The organism is Pseudomonas entomophila (assembly GCF_023277925.1).
GTDB classification, from domain to species: domain Bacteria; phylum Pseudomonadota; class Gammaproteobacteria; order Pseudomonadales; family Pseudomonadaceae; genus Aquipseudomonas; species Aquipseudomonas entomophila_D.
The window spans coordinates 2087305-2100512 of the sequence record NZ_CP063832.1 but is presented as its reverse complement, the minus strand read 5'-3'; the positions used below and the strand labels follow the sequence as shown (position 1 = coordinate 2100512).

Here is a 13208-nt window from a genome sequence, read left to right as displayed (position 1 = left end):
TGAAACGTCAAATAAATGCATATAAATCAATAAGTTAAAATTTTAAGTATTTGCATATTTTTTCTTGATGAATATTCGAACCGCAACTAGCCTCGATTCTTGTCAGGCCTGACAGGATTGACCCAAGCCCGCAGGCACTGGCCCAAAAAATTCCAAGAACCGGCCAGAAGACCGGTCAGCCTGCGAGGTAAACGGCATGTCCCTGTTGATCCGTGGCGCCACCGTGGTCACCCACGAAGAGCATTACCCCGCCGATGTCCTGTGTGCCGATGGCCTGATCCGCGCCATCGGTAAAAACCTCGAAGCCCCCACCGGTTGCGAGATCCTCGACGGCAGCGGCCGCTACCTGATGCCCGGCGGCATCGACCCGCACACCCACATGCAGCTGCCGTTCATGGGCACCGTGGCCAGCGAAGACTTCTTCAGCGGCACCGCCGCCGGCCTGGCCGGGGGCACCACCTCGATCATCGACTTCGTCATCCCCAACCCGCAGCAATCGCTGCTCGACGCCTTCCACACCTGGCGCGGCTGGGCACAGAAGAGCGCCAGCGACTATGGCTTTCACGTTGCCATCACCTGGTGGAGCGAGCAGGTAGCCGAAGAGATGGGTGAGCTGGTGGCCAAGCATGGGGTGAACAGCTTCAAGCACTTCATGGCCTACAAGAACGCGATCATGGCCGCCGACGACACCCTGGTCGCCAGTTTCGAGCGCTGCCTGCAACTGGGCGCGGTGCCCACCGTGCACGCCGAGAACGGCGAGCTGGTCTATCACCTTCAGCGCAAGCTGCTGGCCCAGGGGCTGACCGGGCCGGAGGCGCACCCGCTGTCGCGGCCCTCGCAGGTCGAAGGCGAGGCCGCCAGCCGCGCCATCCGTATCGCCGAGACGCTGGGCACGCCGCTGTACCTGGTGCATGTGTCCAGCCGCGAGGCGCTGGACGAGATCAGCTATGCCCGGGCCAAGGGCCAGCCGGTCTACGGCGAGGTGCTGCCCGGCCACCTGCTGCTCGACGACAGCGTCTACCGCGACCCGGACTGGGCCACTGCCGCCGGCTACGTGATGAGCCCGCCATTCCGCCCGCGCGAGCACCAGGAGGCGCTGTGGCGCGGCTTGCAGTCGGGCAACCTGCACACCACCGCCACCGACCACTGCTGCTTCTGCGCCGAGCAGAAAGCCATGGGCCGCGATGACTTCAGCCGCATCCCCAACGGCACCGCCGGCATCGAGGACCGCATGGCGGTGCTGTGGGACGCCGGGGTGAACAGCGGGCGCCTGTCGATGCACGAATTCGTCGCGCTGACCTCCACCAACACCGCGAAGATCTTCAACCTGTTCCCGCGCAAGGGCGCCATCCGTGTCGGCGCCGACGCCGACCTGGTGCTGTGGGACCCGCAGGGCACGCGGACCATCTCGGCGCGAACCCACCATCAGCAGGTCGACTTCAACATCTTCGAAGGCCGCACCGTGCGCGGTATCCCCAGCCACACCATCAGCCAGGGCAAGGTGCTCTGGGCCGACGGCGACCTGCGCGCCGAGCCGGGGGCGGGGCGCTATGTGGAGCGGCCGGCGTATCCCTCGGTGTACGAGGTGCTGGAGCGCCGGGCCGAGCACCAGCGGCCGACGCCGGTCCAGCGCTGAATCGGGTTCGCCGGCAAGCCTGCCCCTACCTCGCACGTGTAGGGGCAGGCTTGCCGGCGAACAGCGCCCGAAAGGCCAGGCCCATGACCGCCACCTGAGCCCATAAAAAAACAGAGAGGCTACCCACCGTGATCGACGCCCTGAACCACTTGCCGCGCCCCCGGGCCGGCGCCGACCAGCTGGCCGAGAGCTTCACCGACCTTGCGCCCCCGCTCACCGCCCGCCAGGCCGCCCTCGAGAGCGCGCGCTGCCTGTACTGCTACGACGCGCCCTGCGTCAATGCCTGCCCCAGCGACATCGACATCCCCTCGTTCATCCACCGCATCAGCGACGAGAACCTGCAAGGCGCCGCCGAGCGCATTCTTTCGGCCAACATCCTCGGTGGCAGTTGCGCCCGGGTGTGCCCGACCGAGATCCTCTGCCAGCAGGCCTGCGTGCGCAACAATGCCCAGGAGTGCGCGCCGGTGCTGATCGGCCAGCTGCAACGCTACGCCCTGGACAACGCGCAGTTCAGCGAACACCCGTTCAAGCGCGCGCCTGCCACCGGCAAGCGCATCGCCGTGGTCGGCGCGGGGCCGGCAGGGCTGTCCTGCGCCCACCGCCTGGCCATGCACGGCCACGACGTGGTGGTGTTCGAGGCGCGGGACAAGGCCGGTGGCCTCAACGAATACGGCATTGCCCGCTACAAGCTGGTGGACGACTACGCCCAGCGCGAAGTGGCGTTCCTGCTGGGCATCGGCGGCATCGAGATCCGTCACGGCCAGCGCCTGGGTGGCAACCTCGCGCTGGGCGAGCTGCACAGCCAGTACGACGCGGTGTTCCTCGGCTTGGGCCTGAACGCCGTGCGGCAATTGAGCTTGCCGGATGAGGAGGCGCCCGGCCTGCTGGCCGCCACCGACTACATCCGTGAACTGCGCCAGGCTGACGACCTGAGCCAGCTGCCATTGGCCGACCGTTGCCTGGTGATCGGCGCCGGCAACACCGCCATCGACATGGCCGTGCAGATGAGCCGCCTGGGCGCCCGCGACGTCAACCTGGTGTACCGCCGTGGCGAGGCCGACATGGGCGCCACCGGCCACGAACAGGCAATCGCCAAGCAGAACCAGGTGCGCCTGCACACCTGGGCGCGGCCCGATGCCGTGCTGCTCGATGACTTGGGCCGCGTGCGCGGCATGCGCTTCGCGCGCACGCAACGGGTCGATGGTCGCCTGAACGATACCGGCGAAACCTTCGAACTGGCCGCCGACGCGATCTTCAAGGCCATCGGCCAACGTTTCGACGACGCAAGCCTCGGCGACCCGCTGGCCGCGCAACTGGCCCGCGACGGCGAGCGCATCCGCGTCGATGAACAGATGCGCACCAACCTGCCGGGCATCTACGCCGGTGGCGACTGCACCGCCCTGGGCCAGGACCTCACCGTTCAGGCCGTGCAACATGGCAAGCTGGCCGCCGAAGCCATCCATGCCCAACTCATGCTCAACGTGGAGGCTGCGTAAATGGCCGACCTGTCCATCGTGTTCGCCGGCATCAAGGCGCCCAATCCGTTCTGGCTGGCCTCCGCGCCGCCCACCGACAAGGCCTACAACGTGGTCCGCGCCTTCGAGGCCGGGTGGGGCGGGGTGGTGTGGAAGACCCTGGGGGAGGACCCGGCGGCGGTCAACGTGTCGTCGCGCTACTCGGCGCACTACGGCATAAACCGCCAGGTGCAGGGCATCAACAACATCGAGCTGATCACCGACCGTTCGCTGGAGATCAACCTGCGCGAAATCACCCAGGTGAAGAAGGACTGGCCCGACCGCGCGCTGGTCGTGTCGCTGATGGTGCCGTGCGTGGAAGACGCATGGAAGTTCATCCTGCCGCTGGTGGAGGCCACCGGCGCCGACGGCATCGAGCTCAACTTCGGCTGCCCCCACGGCATGCCCGAGCGCGGCATGGGCGCCGCGGTCGGCCAGGTACCGGAGTACGTGGAGCGGGTCACCCGCTGGTGCAAGACCCACTGTTCGCTGCCGGTGATCGTCAAGCTCACCCCCAACATCACCGATATCCGCCAGTCGGCGCGCGCCGCCTATCGCGGCGGGGCCGACGCGGTGTCGCTGATCAACACCATCAACTCGATCACCAGCGTCGACCTGGACCGCATGGTTGCCCACCCCATCGTCGGCGACCAGAGCACCCACGGCGGCTACTGCGGGTCGGCGGTCAAGCCCATTGCCCTGAACATGGTCGCCGAGATTGCCCGCGACCCCGAGACCCTCGGCCTGCCCATCTGCGGCATCGGCGGCATCGGCACCTGGCGCGACGCGGCGGAGTTCGTCGCCCTGGGCAGTGGCGCGGTGCAGGTGTGCACGGCGGCGATGTTGCATGGTTTTCGCATCGTCGACGACATGAAGGACGGCCTGGCACGCTGGATGGACCAGCATGGGCACGCCAACCTCGACGCGTTCCGTGGCCTGGCCGTGGGCCATACCACCGACTGGAAGTACCTGGACATCAACTACAAGTCGGTGGCGCAGATCGACCAGGCCGCGTGCATCGGTTGCGGGCGTTGCCACATCGCCTGCGAGGACACCTCGCACCAGGCCATCGCCAGCACCCTCAAGGCCGACGGCACCCACACCTACAGCGTGATCGAGGAGGCGTGCGTGGGCTGCAACCTGTGCCAGATCACCTGCCCGGTGGAAAGCTGTATCGAGATGGTCGCGCAGGACACCGGCAAGCCGTACCTGAACTGGACCCAGGATCCGCGCAATCCCTATCGTGAGGTGGGTTGAGTAGGGCACGGTGGTGATCGCTACCTGGCAATTCTGTCAGTAGACGCTCCATGGGAATGCAAGCAGTCTGCTTGCATTGGGGCGTCGTCTTTTCATATCCGCGGATCTGGTGGCTCCGATCTCAGCTACCTCGCAGGTGACGCGCTCCTTCGGCAATCGGCGATAGGTGAGGAGCGTCATGATGCGCGACGATCTGGAGGCAAGATTCCTGGAGACCGAGCGCAGGCTGAAGCAGCTTCGCACCAGCCCACCGTTGGAAGTTCGGGTATTGCTTTGGACGCTTCATCAGCAGGCGACGTGCGGCGACCACGATAAGGCCGAGGCCCTGGCCGTCAGTTGTAGCTATGAGGACGACATCAAGAGGCGCGGTTGGGGGGCGCTGAAGGGAACGCCCAAAGACGCTGCAATGTGGTTGTACCTTCGCCTGGCCGACCTGGTTCGAGACTGACCTTCAGGGCGAAGGCTGCGCGGTGGGTGGCACCGGCCTTGCCGGTGTTCGCCGGCAAAGCCGGCTCCTACAGGAGGAGCCAGGTCACTGTGGTATTGCTGTTTCATGCAGGCAGTGCCATGTCACGGCCTGGTCGCTGCACTCGATGATCGCCAATGACCAGCGGGCCTGCTCCACCTCCTGCAACCAATGTGTCTCCTTGTAGCGCACGGCCACATTTTCCCCCGCCTGCCAGACCACCCGCACATCGCTGACGACGATCTCGAGCCCCGGCCGGGCTCCGGCCGCGCGGTGGAACAACTGCTCTACCTGCTGACGATCGAATACGCTGCCGGCCGTGCCAACCATGCTGAAGTCGTCGGCGAACACCGCCATCAATTCCACGAGCGTTGCCTGGGTCTCGGCGGCTGGGCGGGTGAAGACCTTCTGGATCAATACATGGACGTGATGGATGCTGTGTGCTGCGTGGGCTTGGGTGTTATCGAGCATCGTGGCGGTTCTCCTGGGGCAGTGTGCGTAGTTGTGTGAGGGGTAGCAGCCCGAGCAGTGCCGCCAGGGCGAAGGTCAGGTGATAGGCATTTGCAGGCGGCAGCAGGTCGCAGATCATCAGCAACAGCGCCGCGCCGAAGCTGAACGCCATCTGCCGGTTGAGGTTCCACAGCACACTGGCCTGGTGGGTCTGCTCGCCGGCGAAATCGATCAGCGCGGTGGCCTGCGCGGTGTTGGCGCCAAGGCCACCACCGATGCCCATCAGGCCATAGGCGGCGATCAGCAGGGCGGTATCGGTGGCGCTGTCGACCAGCACCAGCAGGGCGATACCCAAGCTGTGCAGGAGCATCCCAAGCAGCAACAAGCGCCGCGCCCCGACCTGGTTGTAGACCCGACCGACCAGCAGCATGGCGGCGAAGGCGCCAACGGCATAGACGATCATGAACATCCCGGTGGCCCGGGCACTCAGGCTCAACACTTCCTGCAAATAGAAGATGTTCAGCAGGTTCACCCCGGTGAACACGCCCGGGATCGCGTGGTAGACCAGCATCGACACCTGCAACCGTGGGTTGGCCAGCAGCTTCAGCTCGACGATGCCGTGCCGCGAACGCGGGTAGTGACGCTGATACAGCAGCGCGCATGTCAAACCCATTGCCAGGCACGCCAGTGCCAACCAGGCCGGGTGACCGGCGCCGTAAAGCGACAGGCCCAGCAGCAGGCAGGCGAGGGTGCCGCTGACCAGCAGCAGCCCTTTGAAGTCCGGGGGGTACTGCCGTGCCGGGCGCCTCGCGAATCCACCACCAGGCCAACCCGGCCGTCAGCAACGCGAGGGGGATATTCGCCTGGAACACCCAGGGCCAGTTGCCGCCATCGACGATCAGCCCACCCAAGGTAGGCGACAGCGCCGGGGCGATCAGCGCCACGGCCATCACCAGCGTCGAGACACGGGCACGCTGCGGGCCCTGGAACAGGTTGAAGGTCAGCGCCTGGCCCACGGGGATCAGCAGGCCGCCCGCCAGGCCCTGGACGAAGCGCCAGGCGACCAACGCCGAGAACGAATCGGCCTGGCCACAGCCCCAGGCGGCCACGGCGAACGCCAGCATCGACAGCGCCAACAGCCATCTCGTGCCGCAACGCCCCGCCAGCCAGGTGCTGACCGGCATCACCAGTGTCAGCCCGAGGATGTAGGCGTTGCCCACCCAGGCACTGCTGGCACTGGCGATGGCGAATTCAGCCGTGATCCGTGGCAGGGCCACAGCCGGCATGAAGATATTGATGCAGTCGATGAAGAACCCCATCAGGAAAACAGTCGCCACGCGGTATCGGTAGGTCATCGGCACTCCTTGTTCGGCGCGCAGCCTAGGTGGCATGGACGCTCCGTGTCGATGTCGCTACCCTTGAAACTCTGTTTGATGGAACTGAACAATGCCGCGCACGGCCCTTCACACCCAGCTCAACCGGGTGCAGACCTTCCTCGCCGTGGTCGATGCCGGCTCGTTCACCAAGGCCGCCGACACCCTGGGCATCAGCAAGGCCATGGTCAGCCAGCACATCAAGGCATTGGAAGAAGCGCTGGCGGTGACCCTGCTGCTGCGCAGCACCCGCGCCATCGCCCTGACCGAAGCCGGCCAGGCGTTCTACGACGACTTCAAGGTGATCGTCAGCGATGTCGAAAGCGCCTTCGACAATGTCATGCAACGGCACAACGGCGTGGCGGGGCGCCTGCGCATCAGCACCACGGCCGAATATGGCGAGCGCTTCATCCTGCCGCTGCTGCCGGCATTCGCCGCGCGCTACCCGGCGCTGTCGCTCAGCTATGAAACCGACTCTTCCCTCAGCGACCTGATCGCCGAACGCCTCGACCTGGTAGTGCGCCTCGGCACGCTGCCGGACTCGAACCTGCGCAGTCGCACGCTGGATGAATACGCCATCGTGCTGGTCGCCTCGCCGGACTTTCTCGGCAGGCACGCGCTCGGCAAACCCGATGACCTGGCGGGTGTGCCCTGGATTGCCAACAGCAACCTGCACAGCCCGACGCGCTGGACGCTGCTGTCGGCCGGCGGCGAAAACGTGAGTGTGGGGGGCGTTGCGGCCTACCAGTCCAACGCCGCGCAGGGAGTCCGGGCAATGGCCTTGGCCTCCCTGGGTGTCGCCGTGCTGCCGGCCTGGTTGATCGAGCAGGACCTGGCCAATGGCAGCTTGCAGCGGGTGCTGCCCGACTACAGCCTGCCGAAGCAGCCGATCAGCGTGGTGTACCCGAACGGCAGCCATGTGCCGCAGCGCACGCGGGTGTTCATCGATTTTCTCTGCGAGCACCTGGGCCGCTGAGCGTGCGGTTCAGGGCTCCAGCCCGATCCCGCGCAGGATGACACCGGTCACTGTCTGCACCGCGCTTTCGAACGCCGCATCCGACAGCGCTTCGCCGCCGTTGAGCAACGTCACCTGGTAGCCGAAGTCGGCATAGTGCTGGGTCGAGGCCCAGATCATGTAGAGCAACGCCGAAGGCTCGATCGGCAGGATGCGCTGGTCTTCAACCCAGGCACGGATCTTCGATTCCTTGAGCTTGGCCCAGGGCACCAGCGACTCATCCAGGCTTGCTCCCAGCAGCGGCGCGCCGTGCAGCATCTCCTCGGCCCAGATCTTCGAGCCCAGTGGCCGCGAGCGCGAGTGGCCCATCTTGGCGCGGATATAGCTGGTCAGCACCACGCGAGGGTCGTCGAAGCGCTCGAAGCACAGCGCGTCCTGTTTCCAGACATCCAGCAGGTCCTGCAGCACCGCGCGGTACAGCTCATCCTTGGTGCTGAAGTAGTAGTGCAGGTTGGAGCGCGGCAGTTGCGCCAGTTCGGCGATATCGCCCATCGATGTGCCGCCGTAGCCTTTCTCGGCGAATACCTGCTCGGCGGCGAGCAGGATCTTCTCGATGTTGCGGCGGCGGATCTCGATCTTGTGGTTGGCCATGGGCGGTCCGAAGCGGCAGGGACCGCCCAAGGCTATCAGCTTTGCAGGTGGATACCGAGCCCTTGCTCGCCGGGGGCGAGGTCTTCGCGCAGGGTCAGCGCCGGGATCAGGTAATCGCCGCCATTCTGCCGGCGGAAGGGGATCGGGGCGTCGTGCCACAAACCGTCCAGGCGCTGCTCCAGTGCCGCGCAGGCGGCGGCATGGCGGTGTTGTCGGCGGCGTCGAGCACCGCCTCGACCTTGCTGCAACCGGCGCTGGCCACCTTGCGCAGCGAGGCGCCGGGCACGCGCCTGGCGGTGCTCGACCTGGTGCCCGGCACGTTGTCGCGCCAGGCCGAGCAGGGCGAGATCGACCTGGCCTTCCATATCGCCGAGCAGGCGCCGGCCGGGTTGCGCCAGCGTTCGCTGTTCCATGAGCGTTATGTGTTGGTCGGGCGTGTCGACCACCCGCGCTTGAAGCGCCGGCCGAGCCTGGCGCAGTTCTGCGCACTGGAACAGGTGATCGTCTCGCCCGATGGCGGGGGTTTCGCTGGGCCGACCGATGCGGCGCTGGCCGAGCAGGGGCTGGCGCGCAAGGTGGTGCTGTCGGTGCCGCACTTCATGCTGCTGGCTTCGGTGCTGGCTGGCGGTCGCCGGGTTCGAGATGCTGATGCTTTGGCCGGAGCGGGTGCATCGTGATCCGGGGCACCGCTGGTTGCGTGAGCTGATTGCCCGTTGCCCCCATCAGACGCGTTGAGGGAAAGGCCGCCGCCCTGCTAACGTTCGTCATTCCCCTGCCGAGGCCACCCCGCCATGCCCTTCGCCGACAACCTGATCGCCTTCACCTTGGCCGCGACCCTGCTCACTATCACCCCAGGCCTGGACACCGCGCTGATCCTGCGCACCGCCGCGGTGGAGAACCGCCGACAAGCCATGCGCGCGGCGTTGGGCATCAACGCCGGCTGCCTGCTATGGGGCGCGGCGGTGGCCTTCGGGCTGGGGGCGCTGATCGCGGTGTCGACGCTGGCCTATGACGTACTCAAGTACTGCGGCGCTGCCTACCTGGCATACCTGGGCCTGAACATGCTGCTGCGCCCACGCCAGTCGGTGGCCAGCGCCGACGCCCAGGGCAAGCCGGGAGCCAACTGGTTCGTCAAGGGCCTGCTGGGCAACCTGCTCAACCCCAAGGTGGGGATCTTCTACGTGTCGTTCCTGCCGCAGTTCATCCCCCAGGGGCAGGCGCTGGTGCCGTGGACCTTCGGCCTGGTCGGCATCCATGTGCTGCTCGGGTTGCTCTGGGCGGTGGCGCTGATCGCCGCGACCCAACCGCTGGCCGCAGTGCTGCGTCAGGGGCGGGTGGTGAAGTGGATGGATCGGGTGACTGGGGTGGTGTTCGTGTTGTTTGCGGTGCGCCTGGCCTTTAGTCGGCGGTAGGTCGGTTCGCCGGCAAGCCGGCTCCTACCTGGATCGCGGTAGGAGCCGGCCTTGCCGGCGAATGGGCGGTGCAATCAACCCTGCACCAGCGCCTGGATCACCTGCTCGACACTGGCCTTGAGCCCCGCCACGGTATCCTCCGGATCGCTTTCGACCACCACCAGCTTCACCCCGGCCGCCTGGATCGCCTCGGCCACCTTGGCGTCCGGCTGGCGATGGTGCAGCACCAGCGCCACATCCTGGGCCTTCAGATTGTCACGCAACGCCTTGAGCGCCGCATCATCCCAGCGGTCATCGGCTGGCAACGGCTGCTCGACCACATCGAGGTTCAACCCACTGGCCAGGTAGCCCAGCCGTTCGGACAGGCTGACCACGCTGAGGTTGTCCACCTCGGCCAGGCGCGCCTGGCTGCTGGCGGTCAGTTCCAGCATCTGCCGCTTGAGGCCGGCCAGGTTGGCCTGGATCTTCGCCTTTTCAGTGGGCGCCAGGCGCTCCAGGTCGTTGGCCACCACGTCGGCCATGCGCCCGAGGTTGGTCGGGTTGAGCCAGGGGTAGGCGCCGAACGCTTCCTCGCCCTTGACCGCGATTCCGGGCAGCGCGCCATCCACCGGCCGCGCCGCGTCGATCTCGACGATGCGGATATTGCTGCGTCGGGCCATGGGGTAGAGCGGGTCGTCGCGCCAGATCGAGCGCACGCCGATCACTGCGTCGGCCTGCTGCGCGGCCTTGTGCAGGCTGGCGCCGCCACGGCCGCTGAAGTACGACGGTTGGCGGCTGGCGGGCAGGTTGGCCGGCGCCGCGCGCTCGAGCTTGACGGCAGTGCCGTCGAGCAGGCCGAGCGCCAGGCTGTGGGTCACCGGCAGGGTGGTCAGCACCTGGGTGGCGCTGGACAGGGTGGGCAGGCCGGCCAGGAGCGCGGCCAGGGTCAGGTGCTTGAGGGTCATGCCGGGTTTCCTTGCAGGCGGGGGACGAGGGCGCGGGCCAGGGCGGCGAGGGCGAAGCAGATACCGGCCACCAGGATGATCGCCGCACCTGAAGGCACTGGCAGGTCAAACACGATCGGCAGCAGGATCCCCAACAGGGTGCTCAGGGTGGCGATCAGCACCGAGATGAAGAAGAACCCCTTCAGCGACTGGCTCACCAACCGCGCCGCGGCGGCCGGGATCACCAGCAGGGCACCCACCAGGATCGCCCCGATGACCTTCACCGAGGCCACGGTCACCAGGGTCACCAGCACCACGAACAGGTAGTCCAGGGTCTTCACCGCCACCCCGCGCACCGCCGCCAGCTGCGGGTTGAAGCTGGCCAGCATGATGCGGTTGTACAGCGGCAGGGCCAGGGCCAGCACCAGCACCGCGACGATGCCCAGCACCAGCAGGTCGTGGCCGCTGACGGTGAGCACCGAGCCGAACAGCACGTTCTCGAGGATGTGCACGTTGATCTTGCCAGCCAGCATAAGCAGCAGGCTCGCGCCCAGCGCCAGGGACACCGAGAGGAACACGCCGATCAGCGTGTCTGGTGACAGCCCAGTGCGGTTGCGCAGGAAGTTGAGCAGGATGCCGAACAACAGGCAGTAGCCGAACAGGCTGCCATAGGGGCCGGTGTAGGGCTCACCGAGCAGGATGCCGATGGCCACGCCGGTGAGCGCGGCATGGCCCACCGCTTCGGAGAAGAAGGCGAAGCGCTTGACCACCACCAGGGTGCCCAGCCCGCCCAGCACCGGGCCGATCATCAGGCCGGCGAGCAGGGCGTTGACCACGAAGCCATAGGCCAGCGCCTCCGGCAGGTAGCCTGCGCTGGCCCATGCCTGGACCGTTTCGCGGAAGGTGTCGAAACTCATTGGGCAAGGCCCTCGCTGCGCGGGTGGACGGAGAACAGCCCGAGCAGGCGCTCGGGCGTCAGGGCCTGGGCCGGTGGGGCGTCGAACAGCACCTGGCGGTTCAGCCCGGTGACCCGGTCGGCCAGGCGCAGCACCGCTTCCAGGTCGTGCTCGATCCACAGCACGGTGGTGCCGGCCTGGCGCCAGCCGTGCAGCAGGTGCTCGAACACCTGGATGCCGGCCTCGTCGAGGGCCGACATCGGCTCGTCGAGCACCAGCAGTTGCGGCTCGGGGATCAGCCCCTGGGCCAGCAGCACCCGCTGGCGCTCGCCGCCGGACAGGGCGCCCATGCGCCGCTTGCGCTTGTCGAGCATGCCCACCCGCGCCAGCGCCGCGTCGATGGCCGGCCGCGCGCGCCGGGCCAGGCCGAGGAACGCCGGGCGCCGCTGGCACATGGCGGCCATGAAGTCATCGACGGTCATCGGCAGGCCACGGTCGAACTCCAGGGCCTGGGGCACGTAGCCGATCACCTCGCGCTCGCCTGGCCAGTGCAGGGTCAGCTGGCCCTGGTGCGGCATCTGCCCGAGCAGGGTCTTGATCAACGAACTCTTGCCGCCGCCGTTGGGGCCGACGATGGCGTGCACGCTACCGGGGGCGACGCTGAAACGCACCTGTTCGAGAATGCGCGTGCGGCCGAGGGTGAGGTCGATGCCGTCGAAGTCGATGCGCGGCCCGCTGGCGGCAGTGAGGTTGGCGGCGGCGGTCACGCGCGGTTCTCCTGGATGGCCTGGACCACGGTGTCGAGGTTGCGCTTCATCTCCACCTCGTACTTCTCCTGGGTGTATTCGCCGTAGGAGATGTGCGTGAGCGGGTAGATGCGCACGCCGGACTCACGGTGGATGGTGTCGACGTAGGCGGACGGGAAGTCCATCTCCGAGAAGATCACTTTTACGTCCAGGGCCTTGAGCTGGTCGATGGTCTTCTTCAACTGCGCCGGGCTGGGTTCGATACCGTGGGCCGGCTCCACCACCGCCGTGACCTCTAGGCCGAAGTCGCGCACCAGGTAGTCGTAGGCGGCGTGGATGGTGGCGACGCGCAAGGTCGTGTCCGGCGCCTGGGTGACCTTGGCCAGGGCCTCGGCGCGCAGGGCACGCAGGCGCTTGGCGTAGGCCCGGGCGTTCTGGGTGTAGAACTTGGCGTTGTCCGGGTCGAGCTTGCCCAGCTCGCGGGCGATGTTGTTGACCTGGGCGATGGTGGCGCTGATCGACAGGAAGGTGTGCGGGTTGACCACCTTGCCAGCACCGCGCGCGGCGATGCCGGTGGCGGCCAGCAGCGGCACGTTGGCGTTGGACTCGATGGTCTTGATGTCGGGTTTTTCGCTGGCGGCGATCATGCGGTCGGCGAAGTCGTCGTGGCCGACGCCGTTGAGTACGATCACATCCAGGCTGCCGATGCGCTTGATGTCTTCGGCGCGCGGCTCGTAGGCGTGGGGGTTGAAGCCGGCCGGGATCAGCGGCACCACCTCGGCCTTGTCGCCGACGATATTGCTCACGTAGCTGTAGTAGGGGTGCAGGGTGATGCCGATGCGCAGGGGCTTGCCGTTGTCGGCAAGGGCCAGGGCCGGCAGGGTGCAGGCCAGCAGCAGCGCCAGGGCGCGGTGGGCGAAGCGGAGCAT

Annotated in this window: 14 protein-coding genes and 2 pseudogenes; 7 read left to right on the top strand and 9 right to left on the bottom strand. The window is 66.9% G+C overall.

Features of this window, described 5'->3' with window-relative positions; translation table 11 throughout:
- Positions 1-196: 196 nt before the first annotated feature.
- The 4 genes from hydA (at position 197) to IM733_RS08990 (ending at position 4855) form a co-directional block, all read left to right on the top strand.
- A complete protein-coding gene (gene hydA, locus IM733_RS09005; protein WP_248920539.1) occupies positions 197-1636 on the top strand; it encodes a dihydropyrimidinase in 1440 nt (479 codons plus the stop codon).
- A 128-nt stretch (positions 1637-1764) separates the two neighbouring features.
- Positions 1765-3132, top strand: coding sequence for an NAD(P)-dependent oxidoreductase (locus IM733_RS09000; protein ID WP_248920538.1), 1368 nt, complete (start codon positions 1765-1767; stop codon positions 3130-3132).
- Positions 3133-4407 (top strand): NAD-dependent dihydropyrimidine dehydrogenase subunit PreA, encoded by a 1275-nt coding sequence (preA, locus tag IM733_RS08995; RefSeq protein WP_248920537.1) that lies wholly within the window; start codon positions 3133-3135, stop codon positions 4405-4407.
- A gap of 181 nt (positions 4408-4588) precedes the next feature.
- Positions 4589-4855, top strand: coding sequence for an acyl-CoA-binding protein (locus IM733_RS08990; protein ID WP_248920536.1), 267 nt, complete (start codon positions 4589-4591; stop codon positions 4853-4855).
- Between the two features lie 84 nt (positions 4856-4939).
- On the opposite strand, the gene IM733_RS08985 is transcribed toward IM733_RS08990, so the two are convergent.
- From IM733_RS08985 to IM733_RS08975, 3 genes and pseudogenes are all read right to left on the bottom strand, one after another.
- Complete coding sequence (locus IM733_RS08985; RefSeq protein ID WP_248920535.1) at positions 4940-5344, bottom strand: nuclear transport factor 2 family protein; 405 nt, start codon at positions 5342-5344, stop codon at positions 4940-4942.
- Positions 5334-5996: an MFS transporter gene (locus IM733_RS08980; RefSeq protein WP_349292551.1), complete on the bottom strand. Its 663-nt coding sequence runs from the start codon at positions 5994-5996 to the stop codon at positions 5334-5336. The genes IM733_RS08985 and IM733_RS08980 overlap by 11 nt, the downstream gene beginning before the upstream one ends.
- Before the next feature lie 130 nt (positions 5997-6126).
- Positions 6127-6609 (bottom strand): annotated as a pseudogene (locus tag IM733_RS08975) (MFS transporter); the annotation flags it as partial.
- A 160-nt stretch (positions 6610-6769) separates the two neighbouring features.
- Here IM733_RS08975 and IM733_RS08970 point away from each other — a divergent pair.
- A complete protein-coding gene (locus IM733_RS08970) occupies positions 6770-7672 on the top strand; it encodes a LysR family transcriptional regulator (RefSeq protein WP_248920533.1) in 903 nt (300 codons plus the stop codon).
- Positions 7673-7681: 9 nt separating this feature from the next.
- Here the strand turns inward: IM733_RS08970 and IM733_RS08965 are convergent, their stop codons facing one another.
- Positions 7682-8302: a TetR/AcrR family transcriptional regulator gene (locus tag IM733_RS08965; protein WP_240067043.1), complete on the bottom strand. Its 621-nt coding sequence runs from the start codon at positions 8300-8302 to the stop codon at positions 7682-7684.
- Between the two features lie 35 nt (positions 8303-8337).
- Positions 8338-8463 (bottom strand): hypothetical protein, encoded by a 126-nt coding sequence (locus IM733_RS08960; RefSeq protein ID WP_432760400.1) that lies wholly within the window; start codon positions 8461-8463, stop codon positions 8338-8340.
- A 48-nt stretch (positions 8464-8511) separates the two neighbouring features.
- On the opposite strand from IM733_RS08960, the pseudogene IM733_RS08955 reads away from it, so the two are divergent.
- Positions 8512-9037, top strand: a pseudogene (locus tag IM733_RS08955) (LysR substrate-binding domain-containing protein); the annotation flags it as partial.
- Between the two features lie 56 nt (positions 9038-9093).
- Positions 9094-9714, top strand: a complete 621-nt coding sequence (locus IM733_RS08950) for a LysE family translocator (protein ID WP_248920532.1) — start codon at positions 9094-9096, stop codon at positions 9712-9714.
- Positions 9715-9788: 74 nt separating this feature from the next.
- Here IM733_RS08950 and IM733_RS08945 read toward each other — a convergent pair whose 3' ends face one another.
- The 4 genes from IM733_RS08945 to IM733_RS08930 are packed head-to-tail and all read right to left on the bottom strand — an operon-like array spanning position 9789 to position 13208.
- Positions 9789-10658: a metal ABC transporter solute-binding protein, Zn/Mn family gene (locus tag IM733_RS08945; RefSeq protein ID WP_248920531.1), complete on the bottom strand. Its 870-nt coding sequence runs from the start codon at positions 10656-10658 to the stop codon at positions 9789-9791.
- Positions 10655-11554 carry a metal ABC transporter permease gene (locus IM733_RS08940; protein WP_248920530.1) on the bottom strand — a complete coding sequence of 300 codons (900 nt, stop codon included), beginning with the start codon at positions 11552-11554 and terminating at the stop codon, positions 10655-10657. Before IM733_RS08940 ends, IM733_RS08945 begins: the two co-directional genes overlap by 4 nt.
- Positions 11551-12300 carry a metal ABC transporter ATP-binding protein gene (locus IM733_RS08935; protein ID WP_248920529.1) on the bottom strand — a complete coding sequence of 250 codons (750 nt, stop codon included), beginning with the start codon at positions 12298-12300 and terminating at the stop codon, positions 11551-11553. Before IM733_RS08935 ends, IM733_RS08940 begins: the two co-directional genes overlap by 4 nt.
- Entirely contained in the window at positions 12297-13208 is a 912-nt protein-coding gene (locus tag IM733_RS08930; RefSeq protein ID WP_248920528.1) for a metal ABC transporter substrate-binding protein, read from the bottom strand. Before IM733_RS08930 ends, IM733_RS08935 begins: the two co-directional genes overlap by 4 nt.